Genomic DNA, 23,111 nt, shown 5'->3' on the forward strand with positions numbered 1-23,111 from the left:
GATTTGCGGATGACCAAGGTGAAGCAAAAAGTATCCGGCTCATTCCGTACTTGGGAGGGGGCGCATCAATTTGCGCGCGCTCATGGATTTATTTCAACATTGCGCAAACAAGGTCTTCCTGTCCTTCCGTCGCTCATTGCAATTTTCCAAGACAACTTCGCTTTCCCCCAGGGTACCTAAGTAGTAACGAAAAACCGTACAAAGCAACTCGAATCGAGCTCAAACGATGGAAGTTTGTAAGAAAAACCGTACAAGTCTAATTTTACACAAACACTGAGTCTTCGTTTTCTCAATTTTCAAAATGTCTTGAGAAAGCTTCAAGGACAACCGCAAAAACGTACAACGAAAAAGTAAAATATTTATAACGGATGGCCCCCGAACGGGTTTGTTATAATAGAAAAAAAGCTTTTGGAATACCGCTTCCCGGTGTCCAAAAGCTTTTCGTTTTCCAGGGAGGCTTGGCATCATGAGATTTATGAAACCGTTTGCGGGAAAAAACCTGCTGTCCATCGGTCTGTATCCGAAAATCGTGCTCGTCTTCATGGCGGCGATCGTGCCGATTCTGATCGTCGGCTCGCTGCTTATTGTAAACGGCGAGAAGACGCTTCGCAGGGAAATCGAGAACTCGCTGTCGTCGCGGGTTCATTTCTATACCGCCGAGCTGAGCACTGCTCTGGAGCATATCGTCGATCTGAAACGAGAGTACATTTTCGACGAGGATATTCAGCGCTTCACGACGATGTCGCCGGTGATGACGGACTACGAGCGCAGCGTTGAGGTGCGCGCCATTCAGAAGAAAATACAGACGTTAAAGTCGTCCAGCGCTTATATCGAAGATGCAGCGCTGTTTCTGGCCTCGGAGCAGAAAATTATTCGCCCGAACCGGATCGCCTATACCATTACGCCAGAGGATGCCGCGATCCATGAGCTGATGAATCGGAAGGCCGCTCCCATCCTCGTATGGCACGGGAAGCTGGTTCAAGCCGAGCGGTTTCCGACGGGGACCTACGAGGACGAGCTGCCGGCTTATTGGCTGGTCATTACGCTTAACGAGCGCAAGATCAAGTCCATCTTGTCGCGCATGCTGACCGAGAACGGAGGAAATGCGATTTTGTCAGGGCTGGAGAGCGATTGGCTGCTCTCCGGAGACGACAGCAACGACCGCTTTCAGCGGCTGATGACGGAGATGCCGCAGTCCCATCCGGAAGCGTCCGGACGGAACGTGACGACGGTCGACAAGCGCGACTACATTGCCGCCTACGAGCGTTCGGCCGAGCTGGGGTTCGCCCTGACGCTATATATGCCCGAGGAGCTCGTGCTCAAGCCGCTCTCCGGCTATCAGTGGTGGTTCCGGATTTTGATCGCGACGGCGGTCGTGATCGTGCTGTTGTTCGCCTACTGGATCTATCTGTTCCTGCAGCGCCCGCTTCAGCGTCTCGTCCGGGCTTTCCGCAAGGTAAGCGAGGGCTCGTTCGACGTACAGCTCAAGTCGCGCAGCCGCGACGAGATCGACTACTTTTACGAGCAGTTTAACCGAATGGTCGGGACGATCCAATCTCTTATCCGGGACGTCTACGAACAGGGACTGCGCTCGCAGCGTGCCGAGCTGAAGCATCTCCAAGCGCAAATCAATCCCCATTTTCTCTATAACGCCTATTATCGGCTTCACCGGATGGCCCAGGACGAAGATACCGACAGCGTCAAACGGTATACGCGTTTATTGGGAGATTATTTGAAGTACATTACCCGCAACGGCCGGGAAGAGGCCACGTTGAAAATGGAAGCCGACCACGCCCGAACGTACGCCGACATTCTGAAAATGAGATTTCGCGACAAGCTAAGCATCGAGTGGGAGGAGCTTCCGGAGGACGAAGAGAATCGGCTCGTTCCCAAGCTGATCGTGCAGCCGATCGTAGAGAATGCCTTCGTTCACGGCTTGGAGGAGCTGGACGGGCGAGGCGTTCTTCGCTTCTCGGTCGCGCGGGATGCCGTATCGGGAACTCTCTCGCTGGTCGTGGAGGATAACGGCAATTTGTTGTCGGACGACAAGCTGGCAGCCCTTGCGGAACGGCTGCAATCGTCGGCGGAGGATATCGAGACGACCGGAGTGCTGAACGTACATCGGAGGCTGGCGTTGAAATTCGGTCCGGAGTTCGGTCTGCGCATCTCCCGCAGCGAGCTCGGCGGCATGCGCGTAGACATCAGGCTTCCCGCGGAGGAAAGGGGTTAACGTTCCATGAACCGATTGCTTATCGTCGATAACGAGGATTATGTAGTAGAAGGCTTGCTGGAGGTGTTCCGCCAGCTTCCGCATCTCGACCTGGAGCCGGTCGGGGCTTATTCGGCCAGAGAAGCGTTGGACTGGTTAAAACGGACGAAAATCGACATCGTCGTCTCCGACATCCGCATGCCCGGCATGGACGGCCTTACGCTGCAGCGCGAGATTGCCCGTTACTGGCCGCGCTGTAAGCTCGTGTTCCTGTCGGGCTTTAACGATTTCGACTATGTTCAGCAGGCGATCCGGGGCGGGGCGATTGATTACGTGCTCAAGACCGACGGAGACGAACGGCTGATCGAAGCGGTGGAGAAGGCGCTGGAGAAGCTGAAGGACGAGATCGAGATTCAGCAGTTAATCGACAAATCGAAGCAGCAGATGAAGGCGGCTTCCGAAGCGCTGCAGCAGGACTTCATCCGGCAGCTGCTTCACGGGGAACGTCTGGCCGAGCGCGAGCTTGCGCGCCAATTCGACGATCTGCGGCTTCCGCTGCAATCCGCGATGTCCGTGCTGCCGGTCGTATGCCGCATCGACGAATGGAAGGAGGAGCTGTCTCATTACGATCGTTACCTGCTGCTGTACTCGATTCGCAATATCGCCGGCGAATATTTGGACGCCACGGTCGTCTCGTTGTCCGTACCGCTCGATCCCTACAACGTGCTTTGGTTGATTCAGCCTAAGGGGTTGCATCCGGACAGCCCGCCGCGCGTGAGAGAGGATACGTGGAGCATGATCGTCCGTTTCCTCCAGGGTACGTTCGAGCTCATTCAGGGGGCGTGCAAAGACCTGCTAAAGCTGGAGCTGTCCGTCGCCCTGGCCGATGCTCCGACGACATGGGAAGGATTGGGACGCAAGTTCGCGGCGCTCAAGGGAAGCATGCTGTGGGGGCTCGGTTCGGGCCGGGAAACGCTGATGGTCGATCAACGGTCTGCCGATGATCGTGAAGAAATCTATCCCCGGGACGCGGCGAATTTAATCGGAAGCCTCGCTTCGATGATCGAGAACAATCGGCGCGCACCGTTCCTGGAGCTGCTGGACGAGCTGTTGGAGCCTCGCGATGCGGCGCTTCTGGAGAAGCATTATTACATGGCCGCTTCCGTGCTGCTGTCGTTTCATACGAGGGAGCAAAGGTTGGCCGGCACGGACGAGCGCTGGGACGCGGGCCGGTTGATCCGGCCCGACTTGCGGGAAGCGCCGGACGAGGCCGTCGCCTACTTGAGGAGCTGCGGGCAATCGATCTTCGATTTCCGCGAGCGGCTGCGGGGCCAGAGCGAAGACGAGCTGATGTCCAAGGTGAAGGCTTATGTCGAAGACCATCTGGCGGACGACATTTCCCTGACCGCCATCGCCGAGAATGCCGGCCATAACTCCTCTTATTTATCCCGCCTGTTCAAGCAGAAGAACGGCGTAGGACTTGCCGAATACATCACCGATTGCCGGATTCGCTTGGCCAAGGAACTGCTCGCCGATCCTCGCAATCGCATTCAGGACGTTTCGGCCGCGGCCGGCTTCGCGTCTGTGCAATATTTTTACCGAGTGTTCAAGAAAGCGGCCGGCGTCACGCCTCAGGAGTGGAGAGAGGCTGCCGTCCGAGGCCGAAGATAAGTCGAAAATGTGCAACGGATGTGCGTTCGTCCCGCTTCCGTACAAGCAAAAAGTTGCAACGGGAAGTCAAATCTTTGGAATAGAGCGGCCGGAACCGGCGTTGCTATAATCGGGTTGCCACACGAAATCCACATTCGAAACACGGAAAGGGGCACAAAGAATGCTAGGAAAAAAGGGATGGAGCGCGCTGCTGGCTGTCATGCTTACGGCAACCGTGCTGGGCGCTTGCAGCGACAACGGCAAAGACAACGGCGGGACTCCCGCCAACACGCCTGCGCCTTCGGCGACGACGACGGACTCCGGCGAAGCTTCTCCGGCAGGAGACGCCGACCCGTTCGGCAAGATCGATCCGCCGGTGACGATGACGTCCGTTCTGGCTACGGCGGGCTGGGCAACGTTCCCGGACGGGGAGACTTGGGACAACGACAACCGCTGGACGAAGCTGTACCGGGAGACGCTCGGGGTCAACCTGAAATGGAACTGGATGGTGGACTCCACGCAGTACGACAACAAGATGAACGTGACAATCGCTTCGGGGGACATTCCCGATCTGATGCTTGTCTCCAAGAAGCAACTTAACCAGCTCGTCGAAGCGGACATGGTCGAGGATTTGACGGACGTGTTCGACCGCTACGCGATGCCTTATTTAAAAGAGCAGGTCGCGGAAGCGCTGGCCCCGGCCCAAAAAATGGCTACCTACGACGGCAGGCTGATGGCGATCCCGCAATACGGCGGCGATCCGCGGGACTCGCTGCTGACGCTGTACGTCCGCTCCGATTGGCTGCAGAAGCTGAATCTGCCAGAACCGAAGACGATCGACGAGCTGGTACAGGTCGCCGACGCGTTCGTGAAGCAGGATCCGGACGGCAACGGCAAACCGGACACGCTGGGCCTCGGCATTCTAAGCGCCACGATGGGAGGCGGCTCCATAGGAGGCTTCCTTAACGGCTTCCATGCTTATCCGGACATCTGGATCGAGGACGGCAGCGGCCGGCTCGCCTACGGCAGCATCGCTCCGCAGATGAAAGACGCCCTTGCCAAGCTGCAGCAAATGTACAAGGACGGGCTGATCGACCGCGAATTTGGCACGAAGGATTACAATCGGCTGAAGGAGGATGTCGTATCCGGCAAGCTCGGCATTTTCTACGGCACGATCTCGGAGTCCGCGCTTATCGCGGCTGACCTGATCAAGAACGATCCGAACGCGTCCTGGATCGCGCTTCCTTTGCCTTCGATCGACGGCACGCCGGCCAAGCCGAGCGTCGGCGTCTCCGTCGGCGGCTTCCACGTCGTCAAGAAGGGCTTCTCCAATCCGGAGGCGGCCGTGAAAATGATGAATTTGTTCGTTCGCAAAGTGTACGGAGACGACGAGCTCGGCACGAACGGCGACAACAAGCAATATGCCTGGGTAGACAACGCCAAGTATGCGATGCATGTCTTGTCGCCGATCCAGGGCTATATTAAAGACTATAACTATCGGCTTGTCCGGGACGCGTTGGCGTCCGGGGATCCGTCCGCTCTGAACGAGAGCTTAAAAGATACGTATGACCTCGTCAAAGGAACGGACGGCTCCGATCCCGAGAAATGGCAGCAATGGTGGATTCATCAGCCGGCCGTCAGCCCGTTCGAGGTTCGCGACCGATATCAGCTGCAGCCGGACGGCGTCGTCATCGATAAGTATTTCGGAGGTTCCACGAAGACCGCGGACGAGAAGATGTCGACGCTGGGGAAAATGCAGAACGAAACCTTCGTGAAAATCGTCATGAACGCGGCGCCAATCGACGATTTCGACAGCTTCGTAACCAACTGGAAAAAGCTTGGCGGAGACCAAATTACGCAGGAAGTCAACGAGTGGTACGCGAGCAACAAGTAAAAGACAGACGACCCGCTTGAGGGAGGCGGACGCCAGGCGTCCGTCTGCCGCGGCGGCGGGAGGTGAGAGCAAACGTGTTCAACCGCAAGTGGAGACAGGAAAGCGCCAATCACATTATGCTGCTTCCGGGAGTTCTGTTTCTGTTCCTGTTCTGCTACATTCCGATGTTCGGAATCGTCATCTCCTTCCAGAAGTATTATCCGACCAAAGGATTTCTCAAATCCCAATGGGTCGGGCTGGAGAACTTTCAGTACATTTTCGAGCTGCCCGACTTCAATAGGGTGCTCTGGAACACGATATTTATCGCGACGGCCAAAATCGTTCTGCACCTGATCGTTCCGATCGTGACCGCTCTGCTGCTTAACGAAATCCGCAGCGCCTTGTTCAAACGTTCGGTGCAGACGTTAATCTACTTGCCTTATTTTCTCTCCTGGGTCATCCTTGCCGGCATTTTGATGGACGTGCTCTCGTTAAAGGGCATCGTTAACCAACTGCTTCAGGGGCTTGGATTGGAATCGGTATTTTTCCTCGGAGACAACAAATGGTTCCCTTGGACGCTGATTGTGTCGGACACCTGGAAGCAATTCGGGTTCGATACGATTATTTATCTGGCGGCGCTCACGGGCATCAACCCGACGCTGTACGAAGCGGCCGTCATCGACGGCGCGAGCCGCTGGAAGCAGACGCTGCACATTACGCTGCCGGGCATGGCGCCGATCATCGTCCTGATGATGACGCTCAGTCTCGGCAACGTACTGAACGCCGGGTTCGACCAGGTGTTTAACCTGTACAGTCCGCCGGTGTACGAGAGCGGCGACATTCTGGACACGATGATCTACCGGATCGGCTTGCAGGACTATCAATTCAGCGTGTCGGCGGCGCTCGGCCTGTTCAAGTCGCTCGTCTCCTTCGTGCTGGTGTCCGTATCCTACGGACTGGCGTACCGGTACGCCAACTATCGAATTTTCTGATTGGAGTGGCTGACGGATGGTCAAGACAACGTCGTGGAGCGAGAGAAGCTTCCGGTTGGCCAATTATGCGGTGCTGTCGATGCTGGCAGCGCTGTGCTTCCTGCCTATTCTGCACGTATTGGCGCTGTCTCTGAGCTCGAAGGTACAGGTGGCCGCGGGCAGCGTGCTGTTCTGGCCGCGCGATTTTACCTGGGCTTCTTATGAATATGTCGCCTCGCAAGGACAATTTTTCCGTTCGATGGGCATTACCCTGCAGCGGGTCGCCTTGGGCACGGCGATTAACCTGGCGCTGACGCTGCTGTGCGCTTACCCGCTGTCCAAGGAACGCCGGGATTTCCGGCTGAGATCGGTATACGTCTGGTATTTCGTTGTAACGATCCTATTCGGCGGCGGATTGATCCCCTGGTATTTGACGATCAAAAATCTGGATCTGCTCAACTCCATCTGGGCGCTTGTGCTGCCCGGAGCGGTGCCGGTATTCAATATCATCCTGCTGCTGAATTTCTTCCGGCGGCTGCCGCGCGAGATGAACGAATCGGCGCGGATGGACGGAGCCGGGGACTGGCGAATTCTGCTGAGTATCTACATTCCCCTGTCCACGCCAGCCCTCGCGACGATTACGCTGTTCACCGTCGTCGGGCATTGGAATTCGTGGTTCGACGGTTTGTTGCTCATGAACAGCCCGGATAAGTATCCACTGTCCAGCTACCTGCAGACCGTCATCACGATGCCGGACTTGTCCAAATTCACCGATCCCGAGACCGCGCGGCTGTTCAACCGCATTTCGGACCGCACGGCACGCGCGGCGCAAGTATTCGTCGGCATGCTGCCGATTCTGCTCGTCTACCCGTTCCTTCAACGCTACTTCATCCATGGCATCGTGCTCGGCAGCGTGAAGGAATAATCTGTTTATTTTCGACAAGAGGAGGAAACGAACAATGACAGCCAAATATTCCGTTATTTTATCGAACGTAGGGAGCTGCTCGGATCGGTACGTGACCGGAGGCTACGCGGAGCCGTTTACGATCTCGGAGCTGTTCGAACGGGTCTCGCATATCCCTCAAGTGACCGGCGTAGAGCTGGTGGGCACCTGGCATGTGACGGACAAGAACGTCAAGGAGCTGAAAGGTCATCTTGAGCGCTACGGGCTGAAGCTGGCGTCGATCATTCCGGACCATTTCGGGCAGATGAAGTGGAAAAACGGGAGCTTCGCCGCCAAGGACCCTGCGGTTCGCCGCGATGCGGTCGCGCATACGAAGGAGATGATCGACGCCGCGGTGGAGCTGGGCGGAAATCTCGTCTCGCTCTGGCCCGGTCAGGACGGCTACGATTACCTGTTCCAGGCGGACTACATCGAAGAACGCGACTGGTTCGGGGAAGGGCTGAAGGAGGTAAGCGGATATCGTCCGGACGTTAGAGTCGCGCTGGAATACAAGCCGAAGGAGCCGCGCACCCATAGCTATCTGAGCACGGCGGCGATGTCGATTCTGATGGCCCAGGAGACCGGTGCGGACAACGTCGGCGTGACGATCGATTTCGGCCATGCGCTGAACGCTTACGAAACTCCGGCGGAATCGGTCGCTCTGCTCAAGAAGTACGGGAACCGGCTGTTCCACGTGCATATGAACGACAATTTCCGGCACTGGGACGACGATATGATCGTCGGCAGCGTTCATACGATCGAGACGCTTGAATTTTTCTATTGGCTCAAGCGGACCGGCTACGACGGTTGGCTGTCGATCGATCAGTATCCATATCGCGAGGATGGTCTGGAGGCGGTCCGCGAAGGTGTGGACGCGATGGAGGCATTCGTACGGCTCGTCGATTCGATTCCCTCCGGAGAGATCGAAGCGCTTCTGAAAAGCGGGAAATCTCCCGAGATTGCCGCCTACCTGCGCAAGCTTCTGCTGTCGCCGGTTCGCTGACGGAACGAAGAGGGAGAGGACATCATGATAAGCGTAGTCAACCTTAAGGTCGATGCGGAGCGTAATCCGCTTGGTATCGACCGTGCGCGTCCGGCTCTGAGCTGGCAATTGAAATCCGACCGAAGGGGAGAACGCCAAACCGCCTACCGGGTGTTGGTCTCCGACAGCCGGGACGAATTGGAGAAGGATAGGGGCGGCGTCTGGGACAGTGGCAGGATCGAGTCCGGAGAATGCCGTCATATCGAATACGGCGGACCCGATCTGCGTTCGCAAACCCGCTATTATTGGAAGCATAAAGCATGGGACAAAGACGGAAACGAGAGCGAGTGGAGCGAGACCGGCTACTGGGAGACGGGGCTGCTGGCGCAGGAGGAATGGAGCGGACGGTGGATCACCGCCCCGTTCCTGCCGGACCGGCAGCCGGAGCCCGACTTGCTGAAGGGCGTTCCGGTGCTCTGGGACCGGAATAAAGAGAGCGCTGGCGAGGCAGCCGGGGACGGCAAGCGGCGTCACTTCAGGATGGCGTTCGAGCTTGAAGAGCTGCCGGTTGAAGCGAAGCTGCACGTCTTCGCCGCCGATTCGCTGTACATCCATGTGAACGGGCATGACGAGGGACTCTATTATCCTTATTTGCAGGCGGTCGTGTTGGACATCAAGGAGCTGCTGCGAATCGGCCGCAACGTCGTCGCCTGCGCGGCGGACGGAGAGCGGGCGGGCTTGATCGCCAAGCTGCGTCTGACGTTCTCGAACGGAAGCGTTCGGGACTTCGTCGGCGAGGGGCATTGGCTGGCGACGGACGAACCGGAGGAAGGCTGGATTTCTCCGGACGCGGAGTCGTCGGGCCTATGGTGGTCCGCGGTCCGGATCGCCGAGTTCGGGGAAGGGGATTGGAGCGTATACAAGCGGATTCTGTATCCGGTCAATACCGGCTTGGGCCCGTGTCCGACGTTCGGCCGCGCGTTTCGGATCGACAAGCCGGTCGCAAGCGCCCGGCTATATATTTCCGCTCTCGGCATTTATCAGAGTCGATTAAACGGCCGACCGGTTGCGGACGACGTTTTCTCCCCAGGCTGGACCGACTATCGCATTCGCATTCCTTATCAAACGTACGACGTGACCGAGTGGCTGAACGAAGGGGATAACCGGCTGGAGACCGACGTCGGCCCGGGCTGGTACGCGGGACATCTGGGCATCTGCGGTCCGTATCACTACGGTAAAAAGCTCGCCTGCCGCGCGCAGCTGAGGATCGATTATATCGACGGAACGAGCGAGACGATCGCCAGCGATGAAAGCTGGGAGGCTTGGAGGAGTCCGGTCGTCTCGGCGGATCTGTACATGGGCGAGACGTACGACGCGCGGCTTTCGGCGGACGGCAAGCGAAGGGAGACCGAGCGGACGGCCGCTGTTCCGGCGACCGAATTGCCGGGCGGGCGAATGCGCGCTCGGCAGGGTCCGCCGATTCGTCCGATCGAGGAGCGGGCTCCGCTGTCGGTTCGGCGGGTCGGAGAAGGACGTTACATCGTCGATATGGGGCAAAACATGGTCGGCTGGATGCGGCTAACGTTGGCCGGAGCAGCTTCCGGACAGCGCATCTCGCTGCGCTACGCGGAACGGCTTGAAGGAGAGGATCGGCTGTACCGGGCTAATCTGCGCACGGCGAAGCAGACGGATGTCTATTTCGCCGGAGGCTTGGGCAATGAGACGTACGAGCCGCGATTCACGTATCACGGCTTCCAGTACGTCGAGATTGACGGTTACCCGGGAGAACTGACGCCGGAACGCCTCGTCGGCATCGTCATCCGCTCCGATTGCGAGGAGACGTCCGACATCCGCACGTCCCACCCTCATCTGAACCGGCTGATGGACAACGTCAAGTGGAGCCAACGGGGCAATTTCTTCGGCGTGCCGCTCGATTGCCCGCAGCGGGACGAAAGGCTCGGCTGGACGGGGGACGCTCACGCTTTCGCGAGAACGGCGACCTACAATATGGACTGCGCCGGTTTTTACGACAAATGGATGCAGGATATTCGCGACGCCCAGGGAGACGACGGCGCGATGCCGGACGTGGCTCCGTTCGTCGAGCATTTCGGCAAAGGGCACGTGTTCTTCGCGGATGGAGGCGTAATCCTGCCCTGGACGATGTACCGGGTTTACGGCGACAAAAGGGTCATCGAAGACAACTACGAGGCGATGGGCCGATGGATCGTCTGGATGGAGCGCGACAGCGACGACAATCTGGTGCGGCGATCGGAAAGCTTCGGCGACCATCTGTCCTTCGGAGCGGAGACGCCGCGGGCATTGATTAACGCCGCATTCTTCGCTTATAGCGTGAAGCTGATGGCGAGAATGGCGGGAATCGTCGGCCGGGAGAAGGACGCTGTCCGGTACGGCGAACTGTTCGAGCGGCTGAAGCGGTCGTTCGTCGGGCGGTTCGTCCGCGAGGACGGAGAGATCGAGAGCGGCACGCAGACGGCGTACGTGCTCGCCCTCATGATCGGCTTGCTGCCCAAGGAGACGGAGCGCGCCGCGCTGCGTCGGCTCGTCGAGGACATCCGGCAGAGGGATTGGCATATGACGACCGGGTTTATGGGCGTATCCTATATTTTGCCGCTGCTGTCCGAGTTCGGCGAGACGGAAACGGCTTACCGTCTGCTGCTTCAAACGACTTTCCCCTCTTGGCTATATCCGGTGATGAACGGGGCGACGACGATCTGGGAGCGCTGGGACGGTTGGAACGGGGAGCGAGGGTTCCAGGACCCGGAGATGAACTCCTTCAACCACTATGCGCTCGGTTCGGTCGGAGAATGGGTGTATCGCTTTCTGTTCGGCATCGATCTGGACGAGGAGGAGGCCGGCTTCCGGTCGTTCCGCATTCGCCCGCTGCCGGGCGGAGAGCTGACGTTCGCCGGGTGCAAATACGACGGCCCGTACGGACGAATCGAGAGCGATTGGCACGTCTCGGAGGACGGCCTTACGCTGCGGGCGGAAGTGCCCGCGAACACGTCGGCCGAGGTGCGGCTGCCCGCGAGGGCGGACGCGGCCGTCCGAGTCGACGGCGAGACGATCGAGACGATTCCGGGCGCTGCGGGAGACGGATGGACGTTCGTCCGGCGCGACGTCTGGGCCGCTTATTTCCGCGTCGGCTCCGGCCGTTACGAGTTCGGCTCTTCGGCATGGTGAGCAAGCAATAGGATAGAAACGGGGGGAGTATCGCATGACCGCAATTAAGAATCGCCCCACCTGGATCTGGTATCCCGGCGATTATGAAATATGGCTTCACCAGAAAGCGTCCGTGCTCCGGCAGTTCAGAGGGTACATCTGTCCGCCGTCCTGGCGGCTGGACGCGGCGTATACGAGCGTCAAGTTTCGCCGCACGTACGAGCTGGCGGAGCCGACGGAGCTTACGGTATCGGCGCAAGGAGATTACGTGCTTTTGCTCGACGACGATATGACGCCGCTGCGTCGCGCCAACCAGCCGATCTCTTCGGTTATTCTCCCGGCAGGTCGGCATACGCTGTCGGTCAACGTTTACAGCGACCGAGAAATTCCGGCGCTGTACGCTTCCGGCGCTGGCTGCGACTCCGGGGAAGGCTGGGAAGTCACGGCTCTGAACGGCAAGTGGGTGCCGGTCGCCTCGTGGACGTTCCAAGACATTTCGCTTCCTCCGGCTGCGTTCCCGTTCGCTTACGAGGAGAGGGAGCCCGCAGCCCTGGAGGCGGTCGAAGGCGGGACGCTCGCCGACTTCGGTCGGGAAACGTTCGGTCACGTCGAGTTTCGCGGAGTGACCGGGCAGGGCCGGATCTATCTGTATTACGGAGAGTCCCGTGAAGAAGCGATGGCGGGCGAGCTTGCGGAGACGTTCGATACGCTGTCGGTGAACGGAGACTTGGCCGGTGGCACGTCCCGCGATTGGCGAACTCCCGTCACCCGGGCTTTCCGCTACATCCAATTGAAGGCGGACGAGGGAGTGAGCTGGGAGAGCGTCGTTCATCATTACGAATATTTGCCGATGAAGCGCCGCGGCGAATTCCGCAGCTCGGATGCCCGTCTGAACGACATCTGGGAGCTGTCGGAGCATACGCTGCAGATGAACATGCGCGAGTTTTTGTACGACGGCATGAAGCGCGACCGCTGGGTATGGAGCGGCGACGCCAATCTCGGCTTTCTGCTCAACAACTACTCGTTTTTCGAGCAGGACGTTGCGAAGCGGACGCTGATCGGGCTGCGCGGCAAAAACCCGGTAGAAATCCATATCAACACCATTATGGACTATACGTTCTATTGGTTTCTGAGCTGTCGGGATTATTACTTGTATACGGGCGATCTGGAGTTCGTTCGGGCCCGTTATGCCGACATGCTGAGCTTAATGGAATTTTGTCTTGGAAGGCGCAACGAAGAAGGCATGATGGAAGGTTATCCGGAGGATTGGATATTCATCGACTGGGCGCCGATGGAGCGTCGCGGCGCGTTGGCCGCCGAGCAGCTCATGTTATGCCGAAGCCTGGAGACGGTGGCTGAATTCGCTCAGGCTCTCGGAGACGGGGAACGCGCGCCGCGCTACGGGGACGCGGCCGCCGAACTGCGGGAGAGGATTTTCGCCACATTCTGGGACGAAGAGAGCGGCGCGTTTCTACACGGCAAGCTGAACGGCGAATTGGTGCGCGACGTGCTCAAGTATCCGAGCCTGTTCGCTCTTCGCTTCGGTTATTTGAACGACGATCGGCGCGAAGCGGTAAAGCGCAACGTCATTCTGAACGACGGCATCCAGAAAATCGTCACGCCGTTTATGCGTTTTTTCGAGCTGGAGGCGATGTGCGAGCTGGGAGAGACAGAGCGGGTGCTGCGCGAGATTCGCGATTACTGGGGTGGAATGATGGACCTTGGAGCAACGGCCTTCTGGGAGGAGTACGATCCGGAGCTGCCGCCCGAGCTTCAGTACGACATGTACCACGACAAATACCGCAAAAGCTTGTGCCACGCTTGGGGAGCCGCGCCGATCTATTTGCTGGGCAAGTACGTGCTCGGCGTTCGTCCGACCGAGCCGGGCTACGCGCGCTACCGGGTGGAGCCGCACACGGCGGGACTTGATCGAATCGAGGGCTCGGTTCCGACGCCAAACGGCGATATCGCCGTCTACCGGGACGCGAGCCGCATCCGGGTCACGACGTGCGGGGCCGGAGTCGGAACGCTGGTCTTCTCGTGCGACGGAACGCCCCGAACGAAGGACGGTCCGCTCGTTCCGGTCTCCGAGGGACGTTATGAGCTGGAGCTGGCGCAACCGGATACGAATTACGAAGTGCTGCTCGCCTGACTGATGGGACTTCCCGGCTTCGCAGATCTTCCCGACAAGACCCTCGCGGCATTGTCGGGAAGATTTTGTTTTGCGGCAGCCCTCCTCGTCAACCTAGTAAACAAATTTGCCGAAAGTTACAAGGTTTCGTATAAACGCCGATCCGCCTTGGGCTCTGCTAGAACCGCTCCTCAATCGCCGAGCATACCGTTTCGTTGCTCCATACCGGATTGGCGTAGCCGGCCGGCGCATTGAGATAAGCGAGCCAGGACGTTTCGTAGCCGCTTTTCTTTTTGGCGGCTGCGCACGCGTTCTCTTCGTTCTCCCCTTGCAGCTTGGCTTGGAGACGTTCCTTACGGAAGCCGGCAAACCGTTGAACGACTTCCTCGAACTTCTTTTCCTCGTCCTCCATCTTCCCGCCTTCGACCCAATCGCGGTTGAAAATAAAAGCAAAGTCCCGATAGCTCTCCGCCTTCATGGAAATCGCCGCCGTATAATGCCGGATAGCCTTCTCCGCCTCGCCGTCCGCTTCCGCCCACAAGCCGTCCAACAGCCGATGATAGGGAGTCGAAGCCTCGGAGAAAACCCGGCTTTCCCGCTTAAGGGCGCCGTCTGCAATCGTATATGTATCGTCGTACTCTCTTTGCCAAGGTCCGGCTCCCGCGGAATCGATCAGTCCTCCGGAGATGCTCAGCTTGCCGTCGCGGATGCCGGCTTCGGACACGCTTGGAACGATTGCGGCTCCCGGACGGGTAACGAGCTTCCCTTCGTCCCAGCCGGATACCGTATAGGTAAAGGTAGACGTATGCGCCCCGATTCCAAGCGATGTCCAGACGATCTCCGGCTTGCCGTCTCCGTTCAAATCGCCTGTATCCAGAATCGAAGCCCGTCCGTAGTCCTCCTCGGGGAAAACGAAGCTATGCCACTCGTATTTGCCGTCCTGTAAAGCCGCGACAATTCCGTAGGCGTAGCGGGACTCGACGTTCTCGACTAGTCGACTCTCGTAGACGACGGTCGCCCATTCGCGTTTGAAGCCGTCCCCGTCGAGATCGGCCCGGATTACGTTAACCGGATAATCGCCCGGATTGTCTTGCTCGGCCCGCGACCGAAGCCAATCGGCGAATTGCTCTTGCGGGATGGGCTCATCGTCCAACTCGGCCCGCAGCCGCTCGGGTAGAGGGAGCTTCGCTTCTCCTGGCTTGTTCGTTTCAACCGATACATCGGGCGATACCGGTTCGGAAGTAGACGTAGACGCCCCAACCGCCACCGCAGTTTCCGCCTCGGCTGAGGCTAACCCGGTTTCCGTATCCGCTGTTAGCGTCCCGTTTTCTTCGCGCGAGTCGCATGCTCCTGCAATTAACAGAGCGCCAAGTAGGGCAGCCGCTCCTAGCCGTTTCCACTTCAAGTCCATCATAGGAAAATCATCCTTTTTGTCTTGTTATGTAACAAACGTCCGAAGGGGGCGGCAGGTTCATTTTCGCGAAGCGGCTCAAAACCTGTGATATAATCGGTCTATATCGATCAATCCGCGCAGCGGTTGTGCGGATTGCTAACGGAGAGGACGAAGCCGTGTTGAAGACGTTGGTCATCGCGGAGAAACCCGATATGGGCCGCAATATCGCGGCCGTAATCGAGCCGAAAGCGCAAAACAAGCGCTCCTATCTGGAGGGCGAAAACTATATTATCACCTGGGCGATCGGCCATCTGATCGGATTGGCCGAGCCCGATCTCTACGACGAGAAATACAAGAAATGGAGATTCGGCGATCTGCCGATTATTCCCGACGATTTCAAGCTGCTTCCGAACCCGCGGACGAAGGATCAACTGCAGGTGATCGCGGATTTGGCGGCGCGCAGCGGCGAACTGGTCAACGCATGTGATGCCGGGAGGGAGGGGCAGCATATCTTCTCCCTGATCGTCAGGCATCTGGGACTGCGACAGCCGGTGAAGCGGCTGTGGATTTCCGACCTGACAGCGGAGACGATTCGCAAGGGCTTCGACCAACTGAAGGACAACACGGAGTACGCCAACTTGACCCAAGCTGCCCGCGCGCGGAGCGAGGCGGATTGGCTGATCGGGATGAACGGCTCGCGCGCGTTCACGACGAAGCACAACGAGCTGCTGTCCGTCGGGCGGGTGCAGACGCCGGTGCTGGCGCTAATCTACGACCGGCAGAAACAGATCGAGTCTTTTGATTCCCTGAAATTTTACGAGATTACGGGCATGTTTGAGCAGGACGGAGGTATCGCTTATAAAAGCAATTGGCAGGGCGACAGGCTGACTGATCCCGAGAAGGCGAAGGCCATTGCCGACAAAGTGCGGGGCAAAACGGGAGCGATTGCGAGCTACGAGGTCAAGGATACGAAGGAGTATCCCTTCAAGCTGTACGACCTGACGCTGCTGCAGCGGGAGGCGAACGGCAAGTTCAGTTTCTCCGCGAAAAAGACGCTCGACGTCGCGCAGGCGCTTTACGAGAAGCACAAAGTCATCTCTTACCCGCGTACAAACTCGAATTATGTGAATGCGGAGAACATTCCGGAGATGCACAAGATTTTGGATGCGATGCGGAATTCTCCGGATTATGGGGAATTCGTGAACGGCGCGAACAAGCGGTTTGTGCATGCGAACAACAAGAACGTGTGCAATCCGGCCAAGGTCGAGGACCACCACGCGATTATGCCGACGATGAGAAAGCCGCAAGGGCTCAGTCCGGACGAGCGCAAGCTGTACGACCTGATCGTCAAAAGATTTCTGTCTCACTTCTACCCGGCGGCGGAGTACAAGGTGCATACGGTACTGACGGAGGTCGAGAAGGAGACGTTCAAGACGACGGTGAAGCAGCTGCTGTCTCTCGGCTGGAAAATCATTTACGCGGGAGACGCTCCGGCCTCCAAAGGCAGCGCCAAGGAGAAAAGCAAGGACAAGGACGACGGGGCCGCGGAGGAAGAGGAGCAGGAGACGGACGCGCCGTTCGAGGTCGATCCGCAGAAGCCCGTCGTTTGCGCGGACGCCGAGGTCAAGGAGAAGGAGACGCAGCCCCCGAAGCCGTATACCGAAGGAACGCTGCTGAAGGCGATGGAAAGCGCGGGCAAGCAGATTGAGGACGAGGAGCTGCGCGACGCGATGAAGGATTCGGGACTCGGCACTCCCGCGACGAGAGCGGCGACGATCGAGCGGCTGAAACAGGTCGGCTATGTCGATATGCAGGGCAAGCGCATCGTCATTACGCCCAAAGGAAGAACGGCGATCGAGCTGATTCGCGGAGCGGGCGTCGAGCTGCTGACTTCGCCGGAAATGACCGGCCACTGGGAGCGAAGATTAACGGAGATCGCGCGCGGACAGGCTTCGGCCGATGTGTTCATGGGCAACGTGAAAAAGTTTACGAGATTAATTATCGACAAGGTTAACGTTCAGCGTCCGGCCGCGAGAAATGCGTTCGCCAGGCCCGAACCTCCAGCGAAGGGGGCGCGTGGCGGCAAGAAGGCCTCCGACGGCGGAGAGTCGGGCGGTTCGGTTGCCGTCGCCGCGAAGAAAGCGCCGGCTAAGCGGAAAGCTCCGGTCAAGGCGTCTTCCGCAGAGCAGAGCGGGGAGCCGGCCGTGATTGGCGTTTGCCCAAGTCCTGGATGTGGCGGCAGCATTTTCATGGGGCGCAAAGGCTACGGATGCAGTCATTACAAAACGGGCTGCAAGTTCGTCATCTGGAAGGAAAGTCTGGGACGCACGCTGACCGACGCGATGGTCAAGTCGCTGATCGGCAAGGGTCGGACAGGCAAGCTTAAGTTTGCCGGAAGCGGCGGGGAGTCGTTCGAGGCTAGAATTGTGCTGAAGGACGACAGGACGGGCGAGTTGGCTTTGGAGCGGGAATAGAGGAGAAACATGGGCCCGGTGTTGCGGCGGACCGAATGATCGAAAATCCAATGATCCATTTGGAGGCTCCGATCTTTGAAGGGTCGCTGCGGGATTTAGGCTCTAAGAAGTGTGCTATAATGGAGAATATGGACAGTCGATTCGGTGAGACTCATACTTATAAGTTAAGGACAGCGGAGACTGTGTATGCTTCCATTAGAGATATTTATTACCCCGAATTAAGCTATCTTCACAATAAGATCGTGGAGGTGATCCGTAATCATGTTAAACCTTCCTGAAAGCATTATGGAAAGGATCATCTCGATCTTATCGAAAGAAAGAAACGTGGAGAAAGTTATATTGTTCGGATCGAGGGCAAGAGGAGACGCCAGATCAAACTCCGATATCGATCTAGCGTTGATAGGCGATAATATCCCCCTTTCTCTCCATACGAAGCTGAGAGACAATGTAGGCTTGTATTCGCTAGACATCGTGAGAATGAATGAACTGGACGATGAGCTTCTGCTTGAAAGCATAAATAAGGATGGCATACTGTTATACAGCAGGGACGAGGCGGCAGCACTCGCGCCGCATGGATGAAGTTCGACGCGGTTCGGAGCAAGCGGCTCAAACGTAATGGAGTACACCGGATATAGCAATAAGGAAAGGCGCATCAGCAATTAGCAAGTCGGCGCTCAACACAACCTCCATCTGCCGCAGCGCAGATCGGAGGTTTTTGCAATGCTCGACAGGAATTTAAGCTCAGATGTAGAATTGTGTACAACAATCATCGGACTAGAATTCGATAGCGATGCGGTTTACGGGATGACCTATACGGGAGTGAGGGTTAGAAGAATGCTGAAGGAGCAAATGAGATATTCCCGGCTCGCCAACCTGACGAAGCTGATCAATACGAAGCTTGAGCTGCGCGAGGTGCTGGAGCATGTAACTACGGCGATCTCCGAGGAAATCGTCCAATGCGATTCCGTAGGGATTTATTTGCCGCAGGCCGATGGAACGTTTCGCGGCTATGTCGGCAAGCCTGAGGTCATCAACGGTTGGACGCTGGACATGCATGTGATCGATACGGAAATGGATTTGCTGGCCAAAGAAGTAATCGATACGAAGAAAACGATCTATATTCCCGATACGTCCAAGGACAACCGGCCGGACCCCCGCGCGGTGCAAGGCTTCCAGATCAAGTCGCTGCTGGTGCTGCCGATCTCCTTCGAGCAGGAACTGTTCGGCCTTGTTTTTCTGTTTGACTACGGCGTGCCGATGAACCTGATGGAATCGGAGATCCAGACGGTCGAGGCCTACGTGAACATGGCGGCCGTAGCAATACGAAATGCCAGAAATTTGACGCATAAAGAAAATCTTCTCGCCGAAAAGCAGCTGTTGCTGGATGTGACGCGCGATCTGTCGATGAGCTCGACGCTGCAAGAATGCCTGGACAGCTGCTTTTTCTACTTGGGCAAGGTGTTGGAGAACTGCAATATAGGCGTGCACCTGCTTGATCCGATTACGGAAAGTCAAATCGCGCCGGCCAAGCTCAGCAAGGACAGCGACTGGACGGAAGAAGACTGGATCCAGACGCATAACCGGATCAAGATTGACGAAAGCAACGACCTCGTGTTTCAAGAGGTGATCCGGACAAAACAAGCGATGCTCATCCCGGATGTGTTTAAGGACGGCAGGCCGAATCACGAGCTTTGCCGTCAGTTCGGGATAAAGGGACTGCTCATGCTCCCGCTGGTAGCGATGAAAGAGGTGCTTGGCGCTATCGCCGTAGTGAAGCTCGACGAGGGGAGCTTCCTCTACTCGGAGGCGACGCTGCAGTTTGCGCAATCGATCGTCGATGCTACGGCCTCCACCTTATCCAACCTGCTGTATATGGAGAAGCAGGAGAATATCATTCAGGAGCGAACATCGGAAATCACGGTTAAGAACGAGGCGTTAGAGCGGGCGATCGCCGAGCTGCGGCAGCTCAGCCGCGAGAAGGAACTGATTCTTAACTCCGCGGGGGAAGGAATATTCGGTCTGGATCTTGATCGGAAGATTACGTTCTGCAATGAAGCGGGAGTAACTATGCTTGGATACGACAAGAAGGACGAATTGATCGGGCAGCCCTCCTGCATCGTTTTTCAGGAAAGGCAGGATCAGGAGACGGCCGTCGTATTCGAGGGACTTAAAGACAACTTTTACGAGAGCGACAGCTTCTACCGCAAAGACGGTTCCGTCTTTCCGGTAGAGTACGTCATCTCCGCCATCCGCGAAGGCGACGAGGTCGTAGGGGAAGTCGTCACCTTCAAGGACATCACGCAGCGCAAGCAGATGGAAGAGGAGATCAAGTACCGTGCTTACTTCGACGGCTTGACCGATCTGCCGAATCGGCTGCTGCTGAAGGATCGGCTCCAGCAAGGGCTGTCCCACGCGCAGAGCACAGGCGAGAGATTGGCCGTGCTCTATCTGGATTTAGATCGCTTCAAGTTCATCAACGACTCTCTGGGACATAGCTACGGCGATCATTTGCTGCGAGACGTGGCCAGGCGGTTGTCGTCCTGCGTGCCGCTCGGCGCGACCGTATCCCGGCAGGGCGGGGACGAATTCACTATTTTCCTTCCTCATATCCATACCGAAGACGAAGTGCTGGAAGTGGTTCTGAGAGTCGTGGACGCCTTCTCGGAGCCGTTCGAACTGATGGACAACGAAATCTACATGAAGGCGAGCATCGGAATTAGTCTATATCCCGATCACGGCGATACGACGGAGACGTTGATCAAGAACGCGGACGCGGCGATGTACAAGTCTAAGGAAATCTCCGGGAACAGCTATCATTTCTTCCGAGCCGGCATGGACGTGCGAACGATTGAAAGCATTAAATTGGAAAACGATCTGTATAAGGCGCTTGAGCAAGAGGAGCTTGTGATCTACTACCAGCCGCAGATCGATTATTCGGAGAAACGGATCGTAGGCGTGGAAGCGCTGCTGCGATGGAATCATCCGACTAGAGGCATGATCGCTCCGGATCAGTTTATTCCGATTGCCGAAGAGACGGCTCTCATCATCCCGATCGGCGAATGGGTGCTGAAGGAAGCTTGCCTCCAACTGAAAAGCTGGCTGGAACAAGGCTACGCGCTAAGCAGCATGTCAGTGAACTTGTCGGCGCGTCAATTCGAGCAGAACAACTTGTTTGCGCTGGTCCAGAACGCATTGTCCGAAGCCGGGCTGCTGCCGGACAGCTTGCAACTGGAGCTGACCGAAAACCTGATTATCAAAAACCAGGAACTGACGCTAAAGACAATGAGAGAATTGAAAGATCTAGGCGTAAAAATCGCGATAGACGACTTCGGCACAGGCTATTCATCGTTAGGCTATTTGAAGAGCTTGCCGATTGATACGCTGAAGATCGACAAGTCCTTCCTCCAGGAAATTAAGAGCGAGAAGGACAATGCCGCGATTACCCACACGATTATTTTACTGGCGCGGAATTTGAATTTAAGTGTCGTCGCCGAAGGCGTAGAGACGAAGGAGCATGTGCAATTTCTGTCGGAGCGGGGTTGTCGTCTGATGCAAGGGTATTATTTCAGCACTCCGATGACGGCTGAAGAATTCGCATTTCTGATGGACAGAAATATTCTGGAGGTGCAATAGATGAGAGCGGCGCGGGCGGTATTGGAATATTTGAAAGGAAGCGGAGTTCGGCACATTTTCGGCATTCCGGCAGGCTCGGTCAATGCATTCTTCGACGAGCTGTGCGAGTTGCCCGAGCTTGAGCCGGTCGTCGCCAAGCATGAAGGAGCCGCTTCCTATATGGCGGCGGCTTACGCGAAGTACGGCGGAGGACTGGCCGTCTGTATCGGCTGCAGCGGGCCCGGAGCGACGAATCTGGTCACGGGAGCGGCCAACGCGATGCGCGAGCATCTCCCCGTATTGTTCCTGACCGGCGCAGTTCCCGTAAACACGATGGGGTTAAACGCGTCTCAGGAGCTGGAGGTTTCTCCGATTTTTCAACCTGTGACGAAGTACAGCGTTATCGTCAAGGATGCCAAGCATCTGCTTGAGGAGCTGGCGAAAGCCCATCGAATCGCCGTATCCGGCGTTCCGGGGCCGGTTCATATCGCCGTGCCGATCGACGTTCAGCATGCCGATGTCGGCAAGCCGGACATTCCGGCAGGAGCGTCAAGAAAGCCGATGGTTCCGGAGTTGGCTGCAGTCGAGCGGGCCGCTCGGACGATGCTGGACAATGGAAGGGGCTGCATTCTTGTCGGGCAAGGCGTCAGAGGCTCGGTCGATTTGCTCGTCGAGCTTGCCGAACTGCTGGAATGGCCGATCATGACGACGCCGCAGGCCAAAGGGTATATTCCGGACGACCACCCGCTGTATGCAGGCATTTTCGGCTTTGCCGGCCACGAGAGCGCATCGGAGGTCGTCTCCGACGGCTCGTATCGGACTCTGCTGATTGTCGGATCGAGCTTGGGAGAGACGGCCACGAACAACTACAATCCCGGATTGACGAGAGGCCGGCGAACCATTCAGCTCGATTTCGACGTTACCGTATTTAATCGGAAATATGAAATCGATATTCCCGTGCTGGGAGACATCCATCTTAGCTTGCTCATGTTGTTGGACGAGCTTAAGACGCTGGCGTCCGGCGCGAAGCATGGCGAATCCGGCTCAAGCCGCACGAGGGTGGCCGAAAAGGAGTTCACGGAGGCGGGAAAAGAATACAACACAAGGAATGCGCTGCTCAGCCTTCAGCGCTGCTTGCCGGACGATACTCGATATACGGTAGACATAGGCGAGTTTATGTCCTATGTGATCCATCATATGCGGGTGCCGGCTCCGGACTGTTACAGTATTAACGTTCATTTCGGCGCCATGGGCAGCGGCATCGGCTCGGCGATCGGAGCGAAGCTGGCCGAGCCGGACCGTCCGGTCGTATGTATAACGGGCGACGGCTGCTTCTTCATGCACGGAATGGAAATCTTGACGGCGAGAGAGCTCGGCCTGCCGATTCTGTTCGTCGTAATGAACAATGCCCGTCTGGGGATGGTCTATCACGGGCACTCGCTGCAATTCAACAGAACCCATCCGTCGTTCGGACAGGAAGCTGTCAACATTACGGCGATGGCCGAGGCCATGGGCATTCCCAGCTTCAGAGCTTGCGGCATGGACGACATTAGCCACGATGTCATTTCCGGGCTTATGCAGGCGAAAGGTCCTGCCCTTCTTGAGGTCGTTTTGCAGGACAACAACGTTCCCCCTATGGGCGACCGCGTTAAGTTTCTGTCCTCGTTCGGGAAATAAATACGAGCGTGCGGCG

At 57.3% G+C, this 23,111-nt stretch carries 13 protein-coding genes and 1 pseudogene; 13 read left to right on the plus strand and 1 reads right to left on the minus strand.

Translation table 11 applies throughout. The features are described from left to right. The 9 genes and pseudogenes from DFP98_RS39585 to DFP98_RS37505 form a co-directional block, all read left to right on the plus strand. Positions 1-180, plus strand: a pseudogene (locus tag DFP98_RS39585) (hypothetical protein); the annotation flags it as partial. A 286-nt stretch (positions 181-466) separates the two neighbouring features. Further along, positions 467-2,230: a sensor histidine kinase gene (locus DFP98_RS37470; protein WP_116065756.1), complete on the plus strand. Its 1,764-nt coding sequence runs from the start codon at positions 467-469 to the stop codon at positions 2,228-2,230. 6 nt (positions 2,231-2,236) lie between these two features. Continuing rightward, positions 2,237-3,880, plus strand: coding sequence for a response regulator (locus tag DFP98_RS37475; RefSeq protein ID WP_116065757.1), 1,644 nt, complete (start codon positions 2,237-2,239; stop codon positions 3,878-3,880). A gap of 160 nt (positions 3,881-4,040) precedes the next feature. Then, entirely contained in the window at positions 4,041-5,753 is a 1,713-nt protein-coding gene (locus DFP98_RS37480; protein WP_116065758.1) for an extracellular solute-binding protein, read from the plus strand. A gap of 74 nt (positions 5,754-5,827) precedes the next feature. Then, positions 5,828-6,724, plus strand: coding sequence for an ABC transporter permease (locus tag DFP98_RS37485; RefSeq protein WP_246017152.1), 897 nt, complete (start codon positions 5,828-5,830; stop codon positions 6,722-6,724). Between the two features lie 16 nt (positions 6,725-6,740). Further along, positions 6,741-7,628, plus strand: a complete 888-nt coding sequence (locus tag DFP98_RS37490; protein WP_116065759.1) for a carbohydrate ABC transporter permease — start codon at positions 6,741-6,743, stop codon at positions 7,626-7,628. Between the two features lie 34 nt (positions 7,629-7,662). Next, positions 7,663-8,649 (plus strand): sugar phosphate isomerase/epimerase family protein, encoded by a 987-nt coding sequence (locus DFP98_RS37495; RefSeq protein ID WP_116065760.1) that lies wholly within the window; start codon positions 7,663-7,665, stop codon positions 8,647-8,649. Positions 8,650-8,673: 24 nt separating this feature from the next. Then, the gene (locus DFP98_RS37500) at positions 8,674-11,829 is read left to right on the plus strand and encodes an alpha-L-rhamnosidase (RefSeq protein WP_116065761.1); all 3,156 of its coding nucleotides are present in this window, start codon (positions 8,674-8,676) and stop codon (positions 11,827-11,829) included. A 34-nt stretch (positions 11,830-11,863) separates the two neighbouring features. Beyond that, on the plus strand, positions 11,864-13,960 hold the full coding sequence (locus tag DFP98_RS37505; protein ID WP_116065762.1) for an alpha-L-rhamnosidase-related protein: 2,097 nt from the start codon (positions 11,864-11,866) through the stop codon (positions 13,958-13,960). 157 nt (positions 13,961-14,117) lie between these two features. Here DFP98_RS37505 and DFP98_RS37510 read toward each other — a convergent pair whose 3' ends face one another. Then, the gene (locus DFP98_RS37510; protein ID WP_116065763.1) at positions 14,118-15,353 is read right to left on the minus strand and encodes a hypothetical protein; all 1,236 of its coding nucleotides are present in this window, start codon (positions 15,351-15,353) and stop codon (positions 14,118-14,120) included. Between the two features lie 158 nt (positions 15,354-15,511). Between DFP98_RS37510 and DFP98_RS37515 the strand changes: the two genes are divergently transcribed. The 4 genes from DFP98_RS37515 to DFP98_RS37535 all read left to right on the plus strand — a co-directional run bounded on the left by DFP98_RS37515 (position 15,512) and on the right by DFP98_RS37535 (position 23,095). Beyond that, positions 15,512-17,806: a type IA DNA topoisomerase gene (locus DFP98_RS37515; RefSeq protein ID WP_116065778.1), complete on the plus strand. Its 2,295-nt coding sequence runs from the start codon at positions 15,512-15,514 to the stop codon at positions 17,804-17,806. Positions 17,807-18,067: 261 nt separating this feature from the next. Beyond that, positions 18,068-18,385 carry a nucleotidyltransferase domain-containing protein gene (locus tag DFP98_RS37525; protein ID WP_116065765.1) on the plus strand — a complete coding sequence of 106 codons (318 nt, stop codon included), beginning with the start codon at positions 18,068-18,070 and terminating at the stop codon, positions 18,383-18,385. Positions 18,386-18,640: 255 nt separating this feature from the next. Then, a complete protein-coding gene (locus tag DFP98_RS37530; protein WP_116065779.1) occupies positions 18,641-21,439 on the plus strand; it encodes a bifunctional diguanylate cyclase/phosphodiesterase in 2,799 nt (932 codons plus the stop codon). Next, on the plus strand, positions 21,440-23,095 hold the full coding sequence (locus DFP98_RS37535; protein ID WP_116065766.1) for a thiamine pyrophosphate-binding protein: 1,656 nt from the start codon (positions 21,440-21,442) through the stop codon (positions 23,093-23,095). Positions 23,096-23,111: the final 16 nt, after the last annotated feature.

This window comes from Cohnella phaseoli (genome assembly GCF_003386235.1).
Classification (GTDB): domain Bacteria; phylum Bacillota; class Bacilli; order Paenibacillales; family Paenibacillaceae; genus Cohnella; species Cohnella phaseoli.

Coding starts and splice junctions, on each gene's coding strand:
- DFP98_RS37535 (WP_116065766.1), top strand. CDS start 21,440: ATGAGAGCGGCGCGGGCGGTATTGGAATATTTGAAAGGAAGCGGAGTT.
- DFP98_RS37475 (WP_116065757.1), top strand. CDS start 2,237: ATGAACCGATTGCTTATCGTCGATAACGAGGATTATGTAGTAGAAGGC.
- DFP98_RS37490 (WP_116065759.1), top strand. CDS start 6,741: ATGGTCAAGACAACGTCGTGGAGCGAGAGAAGCTTCCGGTTGGCCAAT.
- DFP98_RS37500 (WP_116065761.1), top strand. CDS start 8,674: ATGATAAGCGTAGTCAACCTTAAGGTCGATGCGGAGCGTAATCCGCTT.
- DFP98_RS37480 (WP_116065758.1), top strand. CDS start 4,041: ATGCTAGGAAAAAAGGGATGGAGCGCGCTGCTGGCTGTCATGCTTACG.
- DFP98_RS37525 (WP_116065765.1), top strand. CDS start 18,068: ATGTTAAACCTTCCTGAAAGCATTATGGAAAGGATCATCTCGATCTTA.
- DFP98_RS37505 (WP_116065762.1), top strand. CDS start 11,864: ATGACCGCAATTAAGAATCGCCCCACCTGGATCTGGTATCCCGGCGAT.
- DFP98_RS37530 (WP_116065779.1), top strand. CDS start 18,641: ATGCTGAAGGAGCAAATGAGATATTCCCGGCTCGCCAACCTGACGAAG.
- DFP98_RS37470 (WP_116065756.1), top strand. CDS start 467: ATGAGATTTATGAAACCGTTTGCGGGAAAAAACCTGCTGTCCATCGGT.
- DFP98_RS37495 (WP_116065760.1), top strand. CDS start 7,663: ATGACAGCCAAATATTCCGTTATTTTATCGAACGTAGGGAGCTGCTCG.
- DFP98_RS37510 (WP_116065763.1), bottom strand. CDS start 15,353: ATGATGGACTTGAAGTGGAAACGGCTAGGAGCGGCTGCCCTACTTGGC.